Annotated in this window: 20 protein-coding genes and 1 riboswitch; of the genes, 14 read left to right on the forward strand and 6 right to left on the reverse strand. The window is 70.2% G+C overall.

Annotation, left to right across the window (positions count from 1 at the left end; all coding sequences use genetic code 11):
* The first annotated feature begins 371 nt into the window (after positions 1 to 371).
* The 7 genes from MKK52_RS00670 (at position 372) to MKK52_RS00700 (ending at position 4,447) form a co-directional block, all read left to right on the forward strand.
* Positions 372 to 821, forward strand: a complete 450-nt coding sequence (locus MKK52_RS00670) for a hypothetical protein (RefSeq protein ID WP_243951819.1) — start codon at positions 372 to 374, stop codon at positions 819 to 821.
* Positions 822 to 938: 117 nt separating this feature from the next.
* Positions 939 to 1,316: a Tat pathway signal protein gene (locus MKK52_RS00675; protein WP_409564595.1), complete on the forward strand. Its 378-nt coding sequence runs from the start codon at positions 939 to 941 to the stop codon at positions 1,314 to 1,316.
* Positions 1,317 to 1,441: 125 nt separating this feature from the next.
* The gene (locus MKK52_RS00680) at positions 1,442 to 2,131 is read left to right on the forward strand and encodes a MotA/TolQ/ExbB proton channel family protein (protein WP_243951821.1); all 690 of its coding nucleotides are present in this window, start codon (positions 1,442 to 1,444) and stop codon (positions 2,129 to 2,131) included.
* A gap of 43 nt (positions 2,132 to 2,174) precedes the next feature.
* On the forward strand, positions 2,175 to 2,651 hold the full coding sequence (locus tag MKK52_RS00685; protein WP_243951822.1) for an ExbD/TolR family protein: 477 nt from the start codon (positions 2,175 to 2,177) through the stop codon (positions 2,649 to 2,651).
* A 4-nt stretch (positions 2,652 to 2,655) separates the two neighbouring features.
* Positions 2,656 to 3,651 carry an energy transducer TonB gene (locus tag MKK52_RS00690; protein ID WP_243951823.1) on the forward strand — a complete coding sequence of 332 codons (996 nt, stop codon included), beginning with the start codon at positions 2,656 to 2,658 and terminating at the stop codon, positions 3,649 to 3,651.
* A gap of 209 nt (positions 3,652 to 3,860) precedes the next feature.
* Entirely contained in the window at positions 3,861 to 4,187 is a 327-nt protein-coding gene (locus tag MKK52_RS00695; protein WP_243951824.1) for a hypothetical protein, read from the forward strand.
* A gap of 8 nt (positions 4,188 to 4,195) precedes the next feature.
* Entirely contained in the window at positions 4,196 to 4,447 is a 252-nt protein-coding gene (locus tag MKK52_RS00700; protein ID WP_243951825.1) for a BrnA antitoxin family protein, read from the forward strand.
* A 14-nt stretch (positions 4,448 to 4,461) separates the two neighbouring features.
* On the opposite strand, the gene MKK52_RS00705 is transcribed toward MKK52_RS00700, so the two are convergent.
* On the reverse strand, positions 4,462 to 5,541 hold the full coding sequence (locus MKK52_RS00705) for an adenylate/guanylate cyclase domain-containing protein (protein WP_243951826.1): 1,080 nt from the start codon (positions 5,539 to 5,541) through the stop codon (positions 4,462 to 4,464).
* A 165-nt stretch (positions 5,542 to 5,706) separates the two neighbouring features.
* On the opposite strand from MKK52_RS00705, the gene MKK52_RS00710 reads away from it, so the two are divergent.
* Positions 5,707 to 6,546 carry an aldo/keto reductase gene (locus MKK52_RS00710; protein WP_243951827.1) on the forward strand — a complete coding sequence of 280 codons (840 nt, stop codon included), beginning with the start codon at positions 5,707 to 5,709 and terminating at the stop codon, positions 6,544 to 6,546.
* A 7-nt stretch (positions 6,547 to 6,553) separates the two neighbouring features.
* Here the strand turns inward: MKK52_RS00710 and MKK52_RS00715 are convergent, their stop codons facing one another.
* The gene (locus MKK52_RS00715) at positions 6,554 to 8,746 is read right to left on the reverse strand and encodes a transglycosylase domain-containing protein (protein WP_243951828.1); all 2,193 of its coding nucleotides are present in this window, start codon (positions 8,744 to 8,746) and stop codon (positions 6,554 to 6,556) included.
* A gap of 254 nt (positions 8,747 to 9,000) precedes the next feature.
* On the opposite strand from MKK52_RS00715, the gene MKK52_RS00720 reads away from it, so the two are divergent.
* On the forward strand, positions 9,001 to 9,492 hold the full coding sequence (locus tag MKK52_RS00720; protein ID WP_243951829.1) for a hypothetical protein: 492 nt from the start codon (positions 9,001 to 9,003) through the stop codon (positions 9,490 to 9,492).
* A 37-nt stretch (positions 9,493 to 9,529) separates the two neighbouring features.
* Entirely contained in the window at positions 9,530 to 9,775 is a 246-nt protein-coding gene (locus MKK52_RS00725) for a PilZ domain-containing protein (protein ID WP_243951830.1), read from the forward strand.
* A gap of 7 nt (positions 9,776 to 9,782) precedes the next feature.
* On the opposite strand, the gene MKK52_RS00730 is transcribed toward MKK52_RS00725, so the two are convergent.
* Complete coding sequence (locus MKK52_RS00730) at positions 9,783 to 10,154, reverse strand: restriction endonuclease (protein ID WP_243951831.1); 372 nt, start codon at positions 10,152 to 10,154, stop codon at positions 9,783 to 9,785.
* A 114-nt stretch (positions 10,155 to 10,268) separates the two neighbouring features.
* Positions 10,269 to 10,373, forward strand: a riboswitch (TPP riboswitch).
* Positions 10,374 to 10,439: 66 nt separating this feature from the next.
* On the opposite strand from MKK52_RS00730, the gene thiC reads away from it, so the two are divergent.
* Together thiC and MKK52_RS00740 are read left to right on the forward strand one after the other, a co-directional pair.
* Positions 10,440 to 12,329, forward strand: a complete 1,890-nt coding sequence (gene thiC, locus MKK52_RS00735) for a phosphomethylpyrimidine synthase ThiC (protein ID WP_243951832.1) — start codon at positions 10,440 to 10,442, stop codon at positions 12,327 to 12,329.
* 240 nt (positions 12,330 to 12,569) lie between these two features.
* Positions 12,570 to 12,902 (forward strand): flagellar protein FlaG, encoded by a 333-nt coding sequence (locus MKK52_RS00740; protein WP_243951833.1) that lies wholly within the window; start codon positions 12,570 to 12,572, stop codon positions 12,900 to 12,902.
* Here MKK52_RS00740 and MKK52_RS00745 read toward each other — a convergent pair.
* The 3 genes from MKK52_RS00745 to MKK52_RS00755 all read right to left on the reverse strand — a co-directional run bounded on the left by MKK52_RS00745 (position 12,899) and on the right by MKK52_RS00755 (position 14,854).
* Positions 12,899 to 14,020: a glycosyltransferase gene (locus tag MKK52_RS00745; protein WP_243951834.1), complete on the reverse strand. Its 1,122-nt coding sequence runs from the start codon at positions 14,018 to 14,020 to the stop codon at positions 12,899 to 12,901. The genes MKK52_RS00740 and MKK52_RS00745 overlap by 4 nt on opposite strands.
* 81 nt (positions 14,021 to 14,101) lie before the next feature.
* Positions 14,102 to 14,488, reverse strand: a complete 387-nt coding sequence (locus MKK52_RS00750; protein WP_243951835.1) for a thioredoxin family protein — start codon at positions 14,486 to 14,488, stop codon at positions 14,102 to 14,104.
* Between the two features lie 75 nt (positions 14,489 to 14,563).
* A complete protein-coding gene (locus tag MKK52_RS00755) occupies positions 14,564 to 14,854 on the reverse strand; it encodes a hypothetical protein (protein ID WP_243951836.1) in 291 nt (96 codons plus the stop codon).
* A 231-nt stretch (positions 14,855 to 15,085) separates the two neighbouring features.
* Between MKK52_RS00755 and MKK52_RS00760 the strand changes: the two genes are divergently transcribed.
* Both MKK52_RS00760 and MKK52_RS00765 read left to right on the forward strand, forming a co-directional pair.
* Complete coding sequence (locus MKK52_RS00760; protein ID WP_243951837.1) at positions 15,086 to 15,706, forward strand: TetR/AcrR family transcriptional regulator; 621 nt, start codon at positions 15,086 to 15,088, stop codon at positions 15,704 to 15,706.
* Between the two features lie 80 nt (positions 15,707 to 15,786).
* Positions 15,787 to 16,248: a DUF2852 domain-containing protein gene (locus MKK52_RS00765; protein WP_243951838.1), complete on the forward strand. Its 462-nt coding sequence runs from the start codon at positions 15,787 to 15,789 to the stop codon at positions 16,246 to 16,248.
* Positions 16,249 to 16,340 lie beyond the last annotated feature (92 nt).

Below are 16,340 nucleotides of genomic sequence, written 5' to 3' on the forward strand. Positions count from 1 at the left end.
GCAGGCCGATGAGCGCCTCGGCGCCACGGAGCCCGCGCCAGGCAGCGCTCCGCCCGGCGGAACCGCCGGGACAGGCGAGATATGGCCGAGCGGTTCCGACCCATCAAGGGAGCGACGGGGCGCCCTTTCGCTTGAAGGCTGCGCCACCGGAACGACCCGCAAAGGCCGGGCGCCGTTCAGGAATTCGGCGGGGCCGGACCCAGATTGCCAGATTTTCCCGCTAACAGTTTGGAACGGCTCTGATTTTTGCTCCGGCTCTTGAAGCCGGGGGCGGTTCCCGATACCTCGGCTTCCGCAACGCGCCGCCGTCCCGGCCCCCATCTTCCCAGGAGGTTCGATTGCCCTCGTCGATCCCGCCTGCCGCTCCTCCGATGCGGCGCGTCGCCGAAGCCTGCGGAGACGAGGCCGAGATCCTGGCCCTGTCCGTCGCCCGTTTCGTGGCGGCCGGCTACATGACCGGCGACATCGCCTGCTGGGACGCGGCCTTCAACGGCGCCGAGGAATTGCTCGGCTCGCACGAGGGCGGACAGTTCGTGGCCGGAATGGTCGGCATCGTCCGCGCCCTCCGGGTCGAGCGCGAGGGCGACTGGGCGTTCATGCCCGCGAGTTGCTGCCGGCTCACCGGCCACGAATGCGCCCTCGTCGCGCTGATCGGCCGTGGCCGCCGGGGCGCTTGGGACGAAGTGGCGCAGGACGCCGCCGCCCTGGCCGGGCGCGCGGCGCCGCGCCTTGCTGCCGCCGTCCGCGCCGCCGCCAGCACCATCGATGCGGCGGCCGTCCGGCTGGCGCCTTCCTGCCCCCGGCCTAAGATCCTCCATTGAGGCGGCCAGACATGACGAAAGGGATGATCGACCGTGGTTGACCGGAGTTTCTTCCAGGGCCGCGCCCGTCTGGCGCTCGCCTCCGGCCTCGTCGCTGCCGCCCTCGCGGTGCCCGCGATGGCGCAGGAGGCCGGGGGCGACAAGGCCGCGCCGGTCAAGCTTCAGCTGAACAAGACCGAGAACGCGGGCGATGCATGCCGCATCACGATGGTGGTCGACAACAGCAAGGGCAGCGCCCTCAAGACCTTTAAGGTCGATCTGTTCGCGTTCGACACGGAAGGCGTCGCGCAGAAGCGCGTCGCCGTGGAACTCGCCCCGGTCGCCTCGCATAAGACGACGGTCAAGATCTTCGATTTTCCCGGCATCGCCTGCCAGAAGGTCGGGCGCATCCTGCTGAACGACGTACTTGCCTGCGATGGCGGCGAGGGGGCCCGCGAAGCCTGCCTCGAACGCACGGAAGTCGAGAGCAAGGGGACCATTCCGTTCGACCGCTGAGCGGGCGAACCGACACGACGACACGAACGCCCGGGCGGCCTCCGCCTGGGCGCCTCCGGCTTTGACGGTGCGCGTCGCGCGGGCCGCCGCGCCGGCCCGAGCCACAGACGTTTGAGGAGCCCGACATGGATCCGACCCAGGCCGCCCCGCTCGAAGCCCACGATTTCTCGTTCCTCGGCCTGTTCCTCCAGGCCGATCCGATCGTGAAGGGCGTGATGATCCTGCTGGTCATCGCCTCCATCGCCTGCTGGACCGTGGTGTTCGAGAAGATCGTGCGCCTCGCGGCGGCGCGGCGTCAGGCCAAGGCGTTCGAGGCCATGGTCCGCTCCGGCGGCAGCCTCGACACCGGCCTGAAGGGCATCGCGGGCCACGTCACCACCGCCGCCGTCGAGGCGTGGCGCGATCAGGATTCGAGCGAGACCCGCGCCGAGCGCCGGGAGCGCATCGAGCGGGCGATGCGGGGCGCGCTGGGCCTCGAGATGAAGCGTCTGCGCACCGGACTGTCGCTCCTCGCGACCTCGGGCTCGACGGCGCCGTTCGTGGGCTTGTTCGGCACCGTCTGGGGCATCATGAACTCGTTCTCGTCCATCGCCCGCAGCCAGGATACCTCGCTGGCCGTGGTGGCGCCGGGCATCGCGGAGGCCTTGTTCGCCACCGCCATCGGCCTCGTCGTCGCGATCCCGGCGGTGATGGCCTACAACAAGCTCACCGCCGACGTCGGCGGCATCCAGAGCGCCTTTGCCTCCAGCATCTCGACCCTCGGCAACCGCCTCGCCCGCGACCGGGCGGGCCAGCACCGCGCCGCCGCCGAATAGGCCGGGCCGCGCGACGCAGGACGGGAGCGAAGGAGAGAATCCGATGGCGATGGTGACGAGCCGATCGAGCGACGGCGCGGACGAAGACGGCCTCGACGCGGCGCCGATGGCGGACATCAACGTCACGCCGATGGTCGACGTGATGCTGGTGCTGCTGATCATCTTCATGGTCGCGGCGCCGCTGATGACGACCGGCGTGCCGGTGCAACTGCCCAAGACCACGGCCTCAAAGGTGGCGCAGGCGAAGAAGCCGCTGGAGATCACCGTCGACAAGGACGGCAACCCGTCCATCGCGAAGGAGATCTTCACGATGGAGACCATCGTGCCGCGCCTGCGCGAGATGGCCGCCGAGAACAAGGACCAGGTGATGCTGGTCCGCGGCGACCGCGACGTGCCTTACGGCAGGGTCATGGAAGTGATGGGCCTCGTCGGGCAGGCGGGCTTTTTCAAGGTCTCGCTCATCGCCCAATCGCCGGGCGGCGCCCCCGCCGCGCCCGCATCCGCCCCCGCCGCTCGCTGAGCCGATGACCGCGCTGACTTCGACGCATCTGCCCCCGCGCCGCCCGTCCGGGTTGCTCGCCGCCTTCCTCGTGGCCCTGGGTCTGCACGCCCTCGCCCTGGTGGCGGTGATGTTCCTGCGGCTGACGCCCCCGGCGCCCCCCGGTGAGCAGCAGGTGACGGTCGATCTCGCCCCCGTGATGACCGAGGCCCCGACCCAGGCCCCCGCCGAGCAGCAGGCCGTGCAGGCGACGCCGCCGGAGGCCAAGCCGATCGAGGAGCCCGTCGAGGAGGCGACCCAACCGCCCCCGCCCACGGAAATGACCGAGATCGCTCCCGAGGAGGCGCCTCCCGTCGCCGCGACGGAGGTCGCTCCGGTCCAGCCGCAGGATCAGGTCGTCACCTCGACCGCCGAGCAAGCCGAGCCCCTGGCTGCGCCGCCCGAGCAAATCGCGAAGCCGGTTGAGGAGGAGAAGCCCGTCGAGCCGGAGAAGCCGAAGGTCGACCTCGCCAAGCTGAAGGCCGAGAAGGAGGCCCGCCTGCGCAAGATCCGCGAGGAGAAGCGCAAGGAGGAGGAGCGCCGCGAGCGGCTGGAGGAGATCCGCGAGGCCAAGGAGGCGAAGGCCAAGGCCGCGCGGGAGGCTAAGGCGCGGGAAGTGAAGGCGCGGCAGGGAGCCGAGCGGGCCTCGGCCTCGTCCTCGCGGGAGAACGCGGCGGGCCGCGCGGCGGCGGGCAGCGATCCCAGCGCGTTGCGGCAGTGGACGGGTGCCATCAGCGCCGCGATCCATGGTCGCATGAATCCCGGCGCCGCCGCCGGCACGTCGGGCGGCACGGCCGTGGTCCGCTTCACGGTGATGCGCTCGGGCTCCGTCACGGGCGCCGGCCTCGCCCGATCGAGCGGGGTCGGGCAGATCGACAGCGCGGCGCTCGCCGCGGTGCGCGGCGGGCTTCCGGCGGCGCCGGCCGGCGTCACGCAGCCGAGCCTATCCGTGACGATCCCGCTGAATTACCGTGTGCGTTGAGCAGTCTTCGGGCCCGGCGGATTCGCCAGACCCGACACCGGCATGCTAAAGGCCTTAACATTCCGGCTTGAACGGGCTGCCACCCGGCGGTCTGATCGGGTTGGGATATCCGGCCCTTCCTCCCCCCTCCTCGAACCGGCCGGACCCGCCCCGACCGCCGCGTCTCCTCGATGTGGCCGGCTGCGCCGGCGCGGGACGAAAGGGAAGCAATGAGCGACGACATCGAAACCGACCTCGACGAGGCGGAAGAGATCCGCGCTGCGGAAACCGAAGCTCGTCTGAAGGCCGAGAACAAGGCGGAGCGGGCCGAGCGCGCCGAGCGCATGGCGCGCGAGGGCGCCCAGGCCATGGCCGAGCATCTGGCCGCGCAGGTCGCCGTGGATGAGCGCACGAAGCGTCTCCGCTCCCTGCGCCTCGCCAAGGAAGCCTCCGACGCCCAAGCCGCCGCCACCGCCAAGCAGGAGGCCGACGAGGCCAAGGCCGCGAAGGACCGGGCCCGCAAGACGGCTGCCCGCAAGACCGCCAAGAAGGATTGAGGCTCGCCATGGTGGAGACCCGCGACCGTCGCCGCCCCACGGATGCCCGCGCGGCCGCCGAGGCGGCGTTCCGCAAGGCGACCACCAAGCCGGTCGATCCCGCTCCTGCGCCTGCGGCTCCCGCCGCAGCGCCCGGCGTGCGCGAGAGTGTGACCCTGCGCCTCGACAGCACGGTGCTGGAGCATTTCCAGAAGGACGGTCCCGGTTGGCAGGACCGCATCAACGCGGCCCTCAAGGACTTCGTCGCCCGCCAGGGTTGAGGTCGGGGCGGCCCCTACCGCGCCCCCGCCACCCGCAGGCCCGCCGGCGCCGTGGCGTTCGCCGGCTCTCCCAGCGCCGTCCCCTGTTCCAGGGTCGCGACCGCCAGGGGCGCACCGCGCCCGCGCAGGGCATGCGAGCCGAGCGACCGGGCGCGGATCCCGGCCGGGAGACGCTCGAGGCGCTCCAGCAGATCCTGCGAGATCAGGATGCCGACCCCGAGCGGGCGGCACAGGGCCTCGATCCGCGAGGTGACGTTCACGGCGTCGCCGAAATACGCGATCTTGTGCCGGTCCACGCCCACTTCCGCCGTCACCACCGGGCCGCCGTGCAGCGCCGCGCGCAGGCGGGGTACCGTGCCGAACCGGGCCTTCCAGGCGTCCGCGTCGGCCTCGATCCGGTCGAGCACGGCGAAGAGGCACGAGACGCATTTCGCGTCCGCCAAACCCCGGCTCATCGGCCACGTGATCATGGCGAGATCGCCGATATAGTCGTCCACGGAGCCGTTGTGCCGGCGCACCGGCTCCGCGAGGGCGGCGAAGACCGCGCCGAGATATTCCTGCGCCCGCAGGTCGCCATGGGCCTCGGCGAAGGCGGTGGAGCCGACCACGTCGAGGAACAGGAAGATGCGCTCCTCCTCCACCGGCCGGTGATAGCGGCCGATCATGAAGTTCACGAACACCTCGCCGCCGATCAGGTCGCGCATGCGGATCACGAAGACCAGCATCGCCGAGACGCCGAGCGAATAGGCCAGCACGCGCGGCGTCAGCCGCGTCGCGGTGGAGAGGTTGTCTTCCGTGAGGCCCAGCGCCCAGACCACCGCGCCGCCCAGCGCGCAGCCCGCCGCGATCATCAGCACGTAGGCGGCCTCGGCGGCCGGCACGTAGGCCCAGGCGGGCCAGCGGCGGATCTTGGCCTGCAGCCCAGCGAGGATCAGGCCCCGGTCGAAGGCGAGCACCGCCACGCCCATGCAGAGCCCATAGGTCAAGCCGGCGAGCGGCGAGGCGCCCGCCGCGAAGATGAAATTGTAGAGCAGTCCGGCGGCGCCCGCCGCCAGGACGATGAGCACCCAGAACCAGCGATGTGGCGGCAGCATCAACGCACCTCGCGATTCGCGTCGAGCGCAGGGGACACGGACACGACCCTAGCTTAAAGTCTACGAATGCGCGTAGCGTCGGGGCCTTGCTCACCCGGCCATGATGGCGCGAGTAAGGCGCACGGTGAGCCGCCGTCTGAGCGGTAGGACCGGGGAGGCAGCGGCATGCACGCGAGGGGCTTCGGGGGGGCGCGCGTCGCCGTGCCCGTCATCGGACAGGGGACGTGGCGGATCGACGGCAGCGAGCGCGCCGAGGCCGTGCGCGCCCTGCGGGCCGGGATCGATGCCGGCATGACCCATATCGACACCGCCGAGATGTATGGCGAGGCGGAAGCCATCGTCGGCGAGGCCATGGCCGATTGCCGGGAGGAGATCTTTCTCGTCTCCAAGGTGGTGCCGAGCAACGCGACGCGGCGGGGCGTGGTGCGGGCCTGCGAGGCGTCCCTGCGCCGGCTGCGGACGGACCGGATCGATTGCTACCTGCTGCACTGGCCGGGCAGCCACCCCCTGGCTGAGACGGTGGCGGGGTTCGAGGATCTGCGCCGCGACGGCAAGATCCTGTCCTGGGGCGTCAGCAACTTCGACGTCGACGACCTCGAACGCCTGCTCGCCATCGCCGGGCCCGACCGCATCGCCTGCAATCAGGTGTATTACTGCCCGACCGAGCGGGCCATCGAGCACGCCGTGCTGCCGTGGTGCACGGCCCATGGGGTGGCGCTCGTCGGCTATTCGCCCTTCGGCAGCGGCGATTTTCCGGAGCCCGCGAGCCCCGGCGGTCAGGTCCTGAAGGGCATCGCCGATGCGCACGGCACCTCCCCGCACGCCATCGTACTCGCCTTCCTGCTGCGCCTGCCGAACGTCTTCACCATCCCGAAGACGGTGCGGGCCGCGCGCGCGGTGGAGAACGCGGCGGCGGCCGAGATCAAGCTCAATGCCGCCGAGATCGCCCTGATCGAGAACCACTTCCCGCGCGGGCCGCGCCCGCGCATCCTGCCGATGCTGTAGGCGCCGCCTACTCGTTGATGCCGAACAGCTTCTCGAAGAAGTTCGGCTCGGCGCGCTGCTCCCGCCGACGGCGGGCCGGAGCCTCCGCCTGCGGGGCCGGCGTCAGGCTGTCGACGATCTGGTTCAGCACGTCGGCGGGGCCGGCATTGGCGACCGACGCGGTCGTCTCCGGCGCCCGGCGCCAGCGGTTCAGGTTGGGCAGCGGGACCGGGTTCTGGCCCTTGAGCGCCTGGACCATGTAGGTCTTCCAGACCTCCGCCGGCATGCCGCCGCCGGTGACCTTCTTGGTCAGTTCGCCGTCGTCGTTGCCGAGCCAGACCCCGGTGACGAGGCTGCCGGAGAAGCCGATGAACCACGCGTCCTTGTAATCCTGCGTGGTGCCGGACTTGCCGGCCAGTTCCCAGCCGGGGATGTCGGCCTTTTTGGCGGTGCCGCTCACGAAGGTCTCGTGCATCATGGCGTTCATCATGCCGTCGGCGTCGGGGCTGATCACCCGGCCGAGGCCGCTGTCGGCGCGCTTGTAGAGGAACTTCCCGTCGGAGCCCTTCACCGAGGACACGACGTAGGGAATGACCCCGGTGCCGCCGTTGGCGAAGGCGCCGTAGGCCCCGACCATCTCCAGCAGCGTCACCTCGGACGTGCCGAGCGCGATGGAGCCGTTGGCCTGCAGCGGCGATGTGATGCCGAGCTTCTGCGCGGTCTGCACGACGGCTTTCGGGCCGACCTCCTGGCCGAGACGCACCGCCACGGTGTTGAGGGAGTGCGCCAGCGCGAAGCGCAGGCTCACGGGGCCCTCGTAGCGGTGGGAGTAGTTCTCCGGCGCCCAGTTGCCGATCTTGACCGGCGCGTCGTCGCGCACCGTGTCGGGGGTCAGGCCCCGCTCGACGGCGGCGAGGTAGACGAAGGGCTTGAACGACGAGCCGGGCTGGCGCTTCGCCGTGGTCGCCCGGTTGAACTGGCTCTGCGCGTAGTCGCGCCCGCCGATCAGGGCACGGATGGCGCCGTCCGGGCGCATCGAGACCAGCGCCCCCTGGCCGACATTGAAGCGCGCGCCCTGCTTGTTCAGCTCATCGACCAGCGACCGCTCGGCCGTGGCCTGCAGCGAGGTGTCGACGGTGGTCTGGACGGTGATGTCCTGCTCGAACTTGCCGACGTAATCGTCGAGCACGTCCATCACGAGGTCGGCGACGTAGTTGGCCGAGCCGCCGCCCCGGATGCTCGCCGGCCGGGCCGGCTGGGCGAGCGCCACCTTCACGTCCTGCGGCTGCGCGAAGCCCAGCTCCTGCATCGCCGCCAGCACCTGCGCCGCGCGGGCCTGGGCCGCCGGGAGGTTGCGGTTCGGCGCCAGCCGCGAAGGCGCCTGCACGAGGCCGCCGAGCATCGCGGCCTGGGCGAGGCTCACGTCCTTGGCGGGCTTGCCGAAATAGCGCTGCGCCGCCGCCTCCACGCCATAGGCGCCCGCGCCGAAATAGACGCGGTTGAGATAGAGTTCGAGGATCTCGTCCTTCGTGTACTTGTGCTCCAGCCACAGGGCGAGGATCGCCTCCTGGATCTTGCGCGAGGCCGAGCGCTCCGGCGTCAGGAACAGGTTCTTGGCGAGCTGCTGCGTCAGCGTCGAGCCGCCCTGGGCGACGCCCCGCCGGGTCAGGTTCTGACCGATGGCGCGCAGGATGCCGACCGGATCGACGCCGAAATGCTGGTAGAACCGCCGGTCCTCGATGGCGACGAAGGCGCGCGGCAGGTAGGGCGGCAATTCCTTGATCGAGACCACCCGGCCGCCGGTCTCGCCCCGGTTGGCCAGGAGCGTGCCGTCGCTCGCCAGGATCGCGATGTTCGGCGGGCGCTTCGGCACGGCCAACTGGTCGATCGGCGGCAATTGCGACGCGTGGTAGGCGATAAGCCCGGCAAGGCCGATCACCGCCCACAGGCCGAGCACCACGGTGCCATAGACGATGCGGCCGAGCCACGAGCGGCGGCGCTTCGCGCTACGCCCCCTGCCCGACGAGCCCCGGCCCCCGGAGGAGCCACGGGACGGGGAGGACCGCTTCGCCGGTTGCCTGCTCACGCGTTCCTTGCTCCCTGTCTCGGCGCCGCCGGCCCGATCCTCGCGGGAGAGGCGCAGGTCGAGGTCGCCGCGCTGGCCGATCCGCCCTTCCGGGACATCGAAATTCGGCTCGGCTCTGCCACGCTTCTGCGCCATCGACACCCGTCACGAAGCTGCTCGCCCGCGCGCGAGGCCGCGCAACCGGACGTTGACATGACGTCGCGGCGGCCCTGCGGACGCGTTCTGAGACGCTGTAAATGCGGCGGTTTAAGGGGCCGTTAAGATACCCGGCCCGCGTCGGGATGGTGGCCCGGGCTGGGCCAGCCAGACCAATATTCCGGCCTACCGCCCCTGGTTTCAACGCGGGTCCCTCCGTATGGTGCCGCCCGTTTCAGGGGGAGAGCACTATCGTGCGGGTTGCCATTCTCGTCGCGGTGGCCGGATTCGGCCTCGGAAGCCTTCCGGCATGGTCCCAGACCCGCCTTGATACGGTCAACACCATCGCCTGTGCGGAGGAAGGCGGCGTCTGCCGGATGCCTTACCCGACGAATGTCTATTTCGGGGTGCCGGGCAAGACCAACGGTCGCCCCTTCCCGCAGGGCGGCACGGTGGCGTGCAACGTCCAGAGCTTCGGCGATCCTGCGCCCAACCAGCGCAAGGCCTGCTGGTATGCCCCACGCCTCACCGGCAACGAGGGCGGCGGCTTCCGAGAGCGCCCCCGCCGCGACGACCGCGACGAGTATCGCCCGCGGGACGAGTATCGCTCGCGGGACGATGACCGCCTTCGCGATGAGTACCGCCCCCGTCGCGACGTGGACCGCGACGAGTACCGCCCGCGCCGCGACGATGACGACGATACGCGGGAGCGCCGCCGCTATCGCAGCGTACCGGACGATGAGTGACCCTGTGTCGGAGATTCGGGACGGAGAGGCAGACGGCATGTCCGAGGACCGGCGCGGCGCCTATCGCCGCAACGCCTTCACCTTCGGGGCCGTGGAGATCGGCGAGGGGGAGATCGGCTGCCTCGTCTGGGACGTGACCGAGACCGGCGCCCTGATCGAGATCGATCAAGCCGTGGACCTGCCGGAGCGGTTGCGCGTGCGCCTCGCCCCGGAGACCGCCTCGCGCGAGGCGAGCGTCGCGTGGCAGAACGGCAAGCGCGCGGGCATCGCCTTTTCGGGGTGAGGCCCCCTCAGTCCTTGCGCTTTCCCGCCCGGCGGTCCCGTGTCATGCGCGTCGGGGCGTAGAAGTCGTCGGGCTTGGTGCGCACCCAGGCTACGAACTTCGCGAGTTCCGGGTCGGCCCGCAGGGCCTCGACATCGGCGAGGCGCCGGGCGATCTCGGCCTCGCTGTAGCGGGCGTGGATCGCCGAGTGGCAGACCTGATGCAGCCTCACCGTGCCGCGATGGGTCCCGCCCTTCAACTTGGGCGTGAGGTGGTGCAGGCTCGACTTCGACCCGCGCGGGATCAGCCTCTCGCAGAGCGGGCAGATGACCGGCGCCGCGGCCTGGGGGCCGTGGGTCGTCGGATCGTCATCGCGCCACAGGCGCTCGCGTCTGCCCAAGCCTCGTCTCCCGGCGTCTTCGGTGGATCGGGGCGGCAGGCCGCAGAGTAAAGCCCGCTGTTATGGCGTTTCGCCCGTCGGCATTGACAACATCCGGCAAACGACGGAGTTTCGAACCGTTCCGAGGGGGGCCCAGACCGGGCTGAGATTGGGCGTCATGCCCTGACCCTTGAACCTGATCCGGTTCGTACCGGCGGAGGGACGGGAACCTGCGGCCACGGGATGCCGCACCTTACCCCTATCGTCGTCACGCAATTGGACCGCTCCAGCGCCAGGAGAGGCCAAATGAACGCACCCGTGCTGCCCAAGGATGTGAAGGGAAGCCCCGAGACCGTGACCACGGGACCGGTCACCGGCTCGCGCAAGGTCTACGCGACCGTCGGCGGCCGGGAGGACATCCGCGTCCCGTTCCGTGAGATCGTGCTGACCGACCCGAAGGAAGAGCCGGTGCGGGTCTACGACCCGTCGGGGCCCTACACCGAGTCTGACGCCCGCATCGACCTGTCTGCGGGCCTGCCGCAGATCCGCGCCCCGTGGATCGCCGGGCGCGGCTACGCGATTGCCGAGCCCCGCGCCGTGAAGCCGGAGGACAACGGTTTCGCCTCGGCCGACAAGCTCGTCGCCCCCTGCCCCGCCGAGCGGGTGCTCCGCAAGGCCGCCCCCGGCCAGATGGTGACGCAGTACGAGTTCGCCCGCGCCGGGATCATCACCGAGGAGATGATCTACGTCGCCCACCGCGAGAACCTCTGCCGCGAGCAGATGCTGGAGCGGGCCGAGGCGGCCCTGGCGGACGGCGAGAATTTCGGCGCTGCGGTGCCGGCCTTCATCACCCCCGAATTCGTGCGCGACGAGATCGCCCGCGGCCGGGCGATCATCCCCGCCAACATCAACCACACCGAGGTCGAGCCGATGGCGATCGGCCGGAACTTCCTCGTGAAGATCAACGCCAACATCGGCAACTCGGCCGTCACGTCGTCGGCCGCCGAAGAGGTCGAGAAGCTGGTCTGGTCGATCCGCTGGGGTGCGGACACGGTCATGGACCTCTCGACCGGTCGCAACATCCACAACATCCGCTCGTGGATCATCCGCAACTCGCCCGTGCCGATCGGGACCGTTCCGATCTATCAGGCACTGGAGAAGGTCGGCGGCGATCCGCTCAAGCTCGATTGGGAGGTCTTCAAGGACACGCTCATCGAGCAGGCCGAGCAGGGCGTCGATTATTTCACCATCCATGCCGGCGTGCGCCTCGCCCACGTCCCGCTGACCGCGCGTCGCGTCACCGGCATCGTCTCGCGCGGCGGTTCGATCATGGCGCGCTGGTGCCTCGCCGGGCACCGCGAATCGTTCCTCTACGAGCGGTTCGACGAGATCTGCGACATCATGCGGGCCTACGACGTGTCGTTCTCGCTGGGTGACGGTCTGCGGCCCGGCTCCATCGCCGACGCCAACGACGCCGCGCAGTTCGCCGAGCTGGAGACGCTGGGCGAGCTCACCAAGATCGCCTGGAACAAGGGCTGTCAGGTGATGATCGAGGGCCCCGGCCACGTGCCGATGCACAAGATCAAGGTGAACATGGAGAAGCAGCTTCGCGAGTGCGGTGAGGCGCCCTTCTACACCCTCGGCCCGCTGACGACCGACATCGCGCCCGGCTACGACCACATCACCTCCGGCATCGGCGCGGCGATGATCGGCTGGTTCGGCACGGCGATGCTCTGCTACGTCACGCCGAAGGAGCATCTCGGCCTGCCGGACCGCGACGACGTGAAGGTCGGCGTGATCACCTACAAGATCGCTGCCCACGCCGCCGACCTCGCCAAGGGCCACCCCGCTGCGCAGCTGCGCGACGACGCCCTCAGCCGCGCCCGGTTCGACTTCCGCTGGGAGGACCAGTTCAACCTCAGCCTCGACCCGGATACGGCGCGCACCTACCACGACGAGACCCTGCCGAAGGACGCCCACAAGGTCGCCCATTTCTGCTCGATGTGCGGGCCGAAGTTCTGCTCGATGAAGATCACGCAGGACCTGCGCGCCGAGGTGCTGGCGATGGAAGAGGCCGGGCAGGTGATCGGTCAGGCGCCCGCCATGTCGCAGGCCGAGGCCGAGGCCGGGATGCGCGAGAAGTCGCGCGAATTCCTCGCCGAGGGCGGCAAGCTCTACGTCGACGCCGCGGAGTGACAGCTTCCGGCGCGCCCATCACCCGGCGGGCGCGCCGGATCGGAGTCGAGGCTGATAGAATTGTCAGCATTTAGACGTTGGGATTTGGCCGGATGGCGTGGAATTGAGGCGCCGCCTTTACCGAATATTGAGGCCGTCTCACAAACGGGCTGTCGAAGACTGTGTGGGCATGCCCGTATTAAGTGCTGCTTAATGGCGGGGTGATGCAATCCGACCATCACAGGATCGTAGGAGCCTGTCATGGACATACGTAGCATCCCACCCGTCTCGCAGGGACCGCAGGGCATCGACGCCATTGCGGCGACCGCCGCGCCGGCACCTCAGACGGCCGAGAACACCGAAACGCCCTCGAAGAGCCTCGAGCCGGCGGTGAAGGTCGATATCGGCAGCGACTCGCACGAGGCCCGCTTCGTGCGCGACGTCGACACGAGCACCATCGTGTTCCAGGTGGTCGATCCGACCTCCGGCGACGTGCTGGCGCAATTGCCGAGCGAGAACGCGTTGCGCAACCGCGCCTATGCCAATGCGGGCGCGCCGAGCGCCGCCAACGGCAATCTCTCGCGGGTGGCCTAGGCCGCCCGCGCCGCGATCACCGACGCCTGCACGGCGGCCTTGCCCCGGCCGCGCAGCCCCGTGAGGGCGCGGATCGCCACAAGTCCGATCCTCGCGAGGCGGATCTGCCCCGGCAATTGGCGGGGGCCGATGGGCCGGTAGGCAAGCCGGGGGCTCGCCTTCTCGGCCTCCCCAATGGCGTGCCCGAGCGGCAGGGCGGCGATGCGGGCGGCCTCCTCCGGCGCGATCCCGAGCCAGTCCGACCACGCCCTGTCCCGCGCCAAAGCGCCCGTGGCGTGCATCTGCCGGAAGCGCGCCCGCCACAGGTAGCGGCGCACGCAGCGGGTGAAGGTCTCCATCCGCGCATCGCACAGGGCGTCCGGTTCCTCGCAGCGGGAACGGATCGTGTCCGCCACGCCCCCCGGTGCCCGGCCGGTGAGGCGGGCCGAGATCGTCACGCAGACATCCGGCGCGTGCCGCACGCGCTTCCCGTGCGCGATCAGCCGCGCGATGAAGGCGCCGTCCTCGCCCAGGGGAATCTCCGGCATGCCGCCGACCGCGAGGTAGGCGTCATGGGTCACGGCCAGGGTCGCGCCGATGGTGGTGCGGTGGCAGGGCCAGGGATCGTGCGGATCGGGGTCGATCCGCGCCTCGGCCTCGGTGATGAGCCCGTCGTAGATGTCCTCCAGCCGGCCCCGGGCGTGGAGCATGGCGGGCAGGAGCTTGCCCTCCTCGACATCGAGCTCGACCCGCCCGGCCACGGCATCCGCGCCGGCCTCGATGGCGGCGAGCGTGCGGGCCACCCAGTTCGGCGGGACGCGGCTGTCGGCGTCGGTGGAGAGGATCGCCCCGCCGGCCTCGCCGAGCCACGCGGCGGCCTCGTCCATCGCCTTGCGGCGGGCCCAGCCGGCATGGGCGCCGACGAAGTCCTCGTTCAGCACCCGCACGGGCACCGCCAGCGACGGCAGCAGGCCGGCGACGATCTCGCTCGTGCCATCCGTGCAATTGTTCAGGAACAGCACCACGCCGATGGCGCCGGGCGCGAGGCCCACCTGTGCATCGATCGCCCGCAGGCAGGCGACGATGCGCTCGGCTTCGTTGCGCACCGGGACCGCGACGATGGCGGCGGGACTCGTCATGGAATCATCTCGTCGGCGCCGGAGACTGGCGCGCGACGGTGTATCGGCCGGGCGACCTGAACGGAAACCGAAGGACGGGTCTCAGAGGGTCTTCTCGACCAGACCCTCGATCCATTCGGGCTGCGTCTCACCCACCGAGCGTCCCACCTCCGTCTGGCCCTTGTAGGCGATCAGCGTGCTCTGCATCCGCGCGTTGAGTTGCTTCAGCACATCCTTGCGGCTGTCGAAGTCGACGTCGAAGACCTGGAGGTCCTTGAAGCGCGGATCCTGCGTCAGCTTGGCGATGATCGGCTTCTGCGACTTGCAGATCGGGCACCAGGGCGCGCTCACCTCGACCAGGATCGGCTTGCCGGCCTTCTGGGCGGCCTCGAACGCGGCCGGATCGTAGGGCACCGGCCCGGCGGCGAAGGCCGGGCTGGCGACGAGGGCGAGCAACGTGAGGGCGAGGATGTGGCGGCGTGTCGTCATGGGTTGTTTCCCCGGTCGGACTCTGGCGGTCCTCCCGGAACCCTACACGCGCCGCGCGGGAGGAGCGCATCGCCATCACGCCGCACCCGTACGCTCCTCCTCCGCGAGGGCGGCAATGTCGGCAGCGTCAACTGCTTCCATCGCATTGCGGATTCGCAGCGCCCGCGTCGGCTGGCCGGCACGCATCACGAGTACGATAGTCTCCATGTCCGGGCAGCCGGGATCGGCGCAGGCGATCTCGTTGACGGAGATTGCATCGTCGGGACCGAGGCCGAGGCTCGGGGCGATCTCCCCCTTCAGCCGCGCGGCCAGAGCCGATCGCTCGGCCGAGCGGGCACGCCACGCCTTGAGGCTCACGAAGGCCATCGGCGATCCCTCCTGACGGATCCGGACTGTTTGGCGGTGTGAAACAGTGTTGCATCGCCGCCGTCAACCGGCGACGCTGGGAGGGCCGCTGCCGGGGAAAGGATGTTGTCCCCCGCTGGTTGTGGCAGTTTGGCAGGTTCTGTTGCAACGAACCCGGCGCTCGCTCGTAATGCCCTGCGGGCTTGCCGGGCTTTCTGCCTGGAACAAGGATCAAGTGGGAGTATCGGTGTCTTGCGACACTGGCGGGAAGGGCCGGGCGACCGGCGCGGTTATCACCACGGCAACCTGAAGGAGGCTCTGGTCGAGGCCGCGCGGCGATTCATTGCTGAGCGCGGCATCGGGGGCTTCACTCTCGTCGAGGCCGCACGACTCGTCGGCGTGACGCCCGCCGCCCTGTACCGCCACTTCCGCGGCCGCGAAGCCCTCCTCGAAGAACTCGCCGGGCGCGGTTTCAACGAGTTGGCGAGCCGACTCGCGCGGGCCCTGACCTCGCGCGGCACGCCGCTCGAACGCTTCACCCGCATGGGAGAGGTCTACCTCACCTTCGCGGAGGAAGAGCCCGCCTATTACGCGGCGATCTTCGAGACGCGGGGCATCCACGCCGCGCCGCAGGCCGAAAGCCGCCCGAGCCCCTTCGACCTTCTGGTCGAGGCGTTGCAGGCGACCTTCACGGATGGGTTCGGCGGCGTGGCGCCGCGCTTCATCGCCCTCGAAGTCTGGGCGCTGGCCCATGGGCTCGCCACCCTCTCGGCCGCCGGGCAATTGCCCACCGGCCCCGGCATCCCCGACAAATACGAACTCCTGCGCGCGGGCGTCCTCGCCCTCGTCCACGGTGCCGCCCGGCGCAATTGAGGGGCCGATCCGGCCACCCTTGAAACAGGTTCGCACGATCCGCATGTTAACTCCGTTCACATGATATGCGGAGCTTGCCCGTGAACACGACCTCGACCCCTCCCTATGCCACCGGGCGCGCTTGCCGCTCCGGTCCCTTCCCTCGCCGTTCATTGGAGATCGGTGCCATTGTCCTTGGCTTTGTCTATTGGTGGCCGGTGGGCCTCGCGCTGCTCGCGTGGAAGCTGACGGGCTATCCGGCCGTCAACGAAATGCGGGACGCCGCCCGCCGGAACTTCGGAAGCTGGGACGCGGCCCGCCCCGCCTCACGCTTCGCCCGCGCTTTCGAGGCCGCCAACCGGGGCACCGGCAACGCGGCGTTCGATGAGTACCGCCGCGCGGAACTCGACCGGCTGGAAGCCCAGCGTCGCGCCCTCGAGGAAGAGAGCCGCGCCTTCACGAACTTCGTCGAGGAACTGAAGCGCGCCAAGGATCGCGAGCAGTTCGACGCCTTCATGGCCCAGCGCCGTGCCGGCGGCACCGACGGAACGCGCTCCATCTGATCGAGACCCGGCCGCGCCCTGCCCTCCCGGCGGGGCGCGGCGGCTTGGATTTCCCCCCTCGGCGTATGCCCCGGCCGTTGCGCCCTGCCCGG

Origin of the sequence: Methylobacterium sp. J-067 (genome assembly GCF_022829465.1) — a bacterium.
GTDB classification, from domain to species: Bacteria; Pseudomonadota; Alphaproteobacteria; order Rhizobiales; family Beijerinckiaceae; genus Methylobacterium; species Methylobacterium litchii.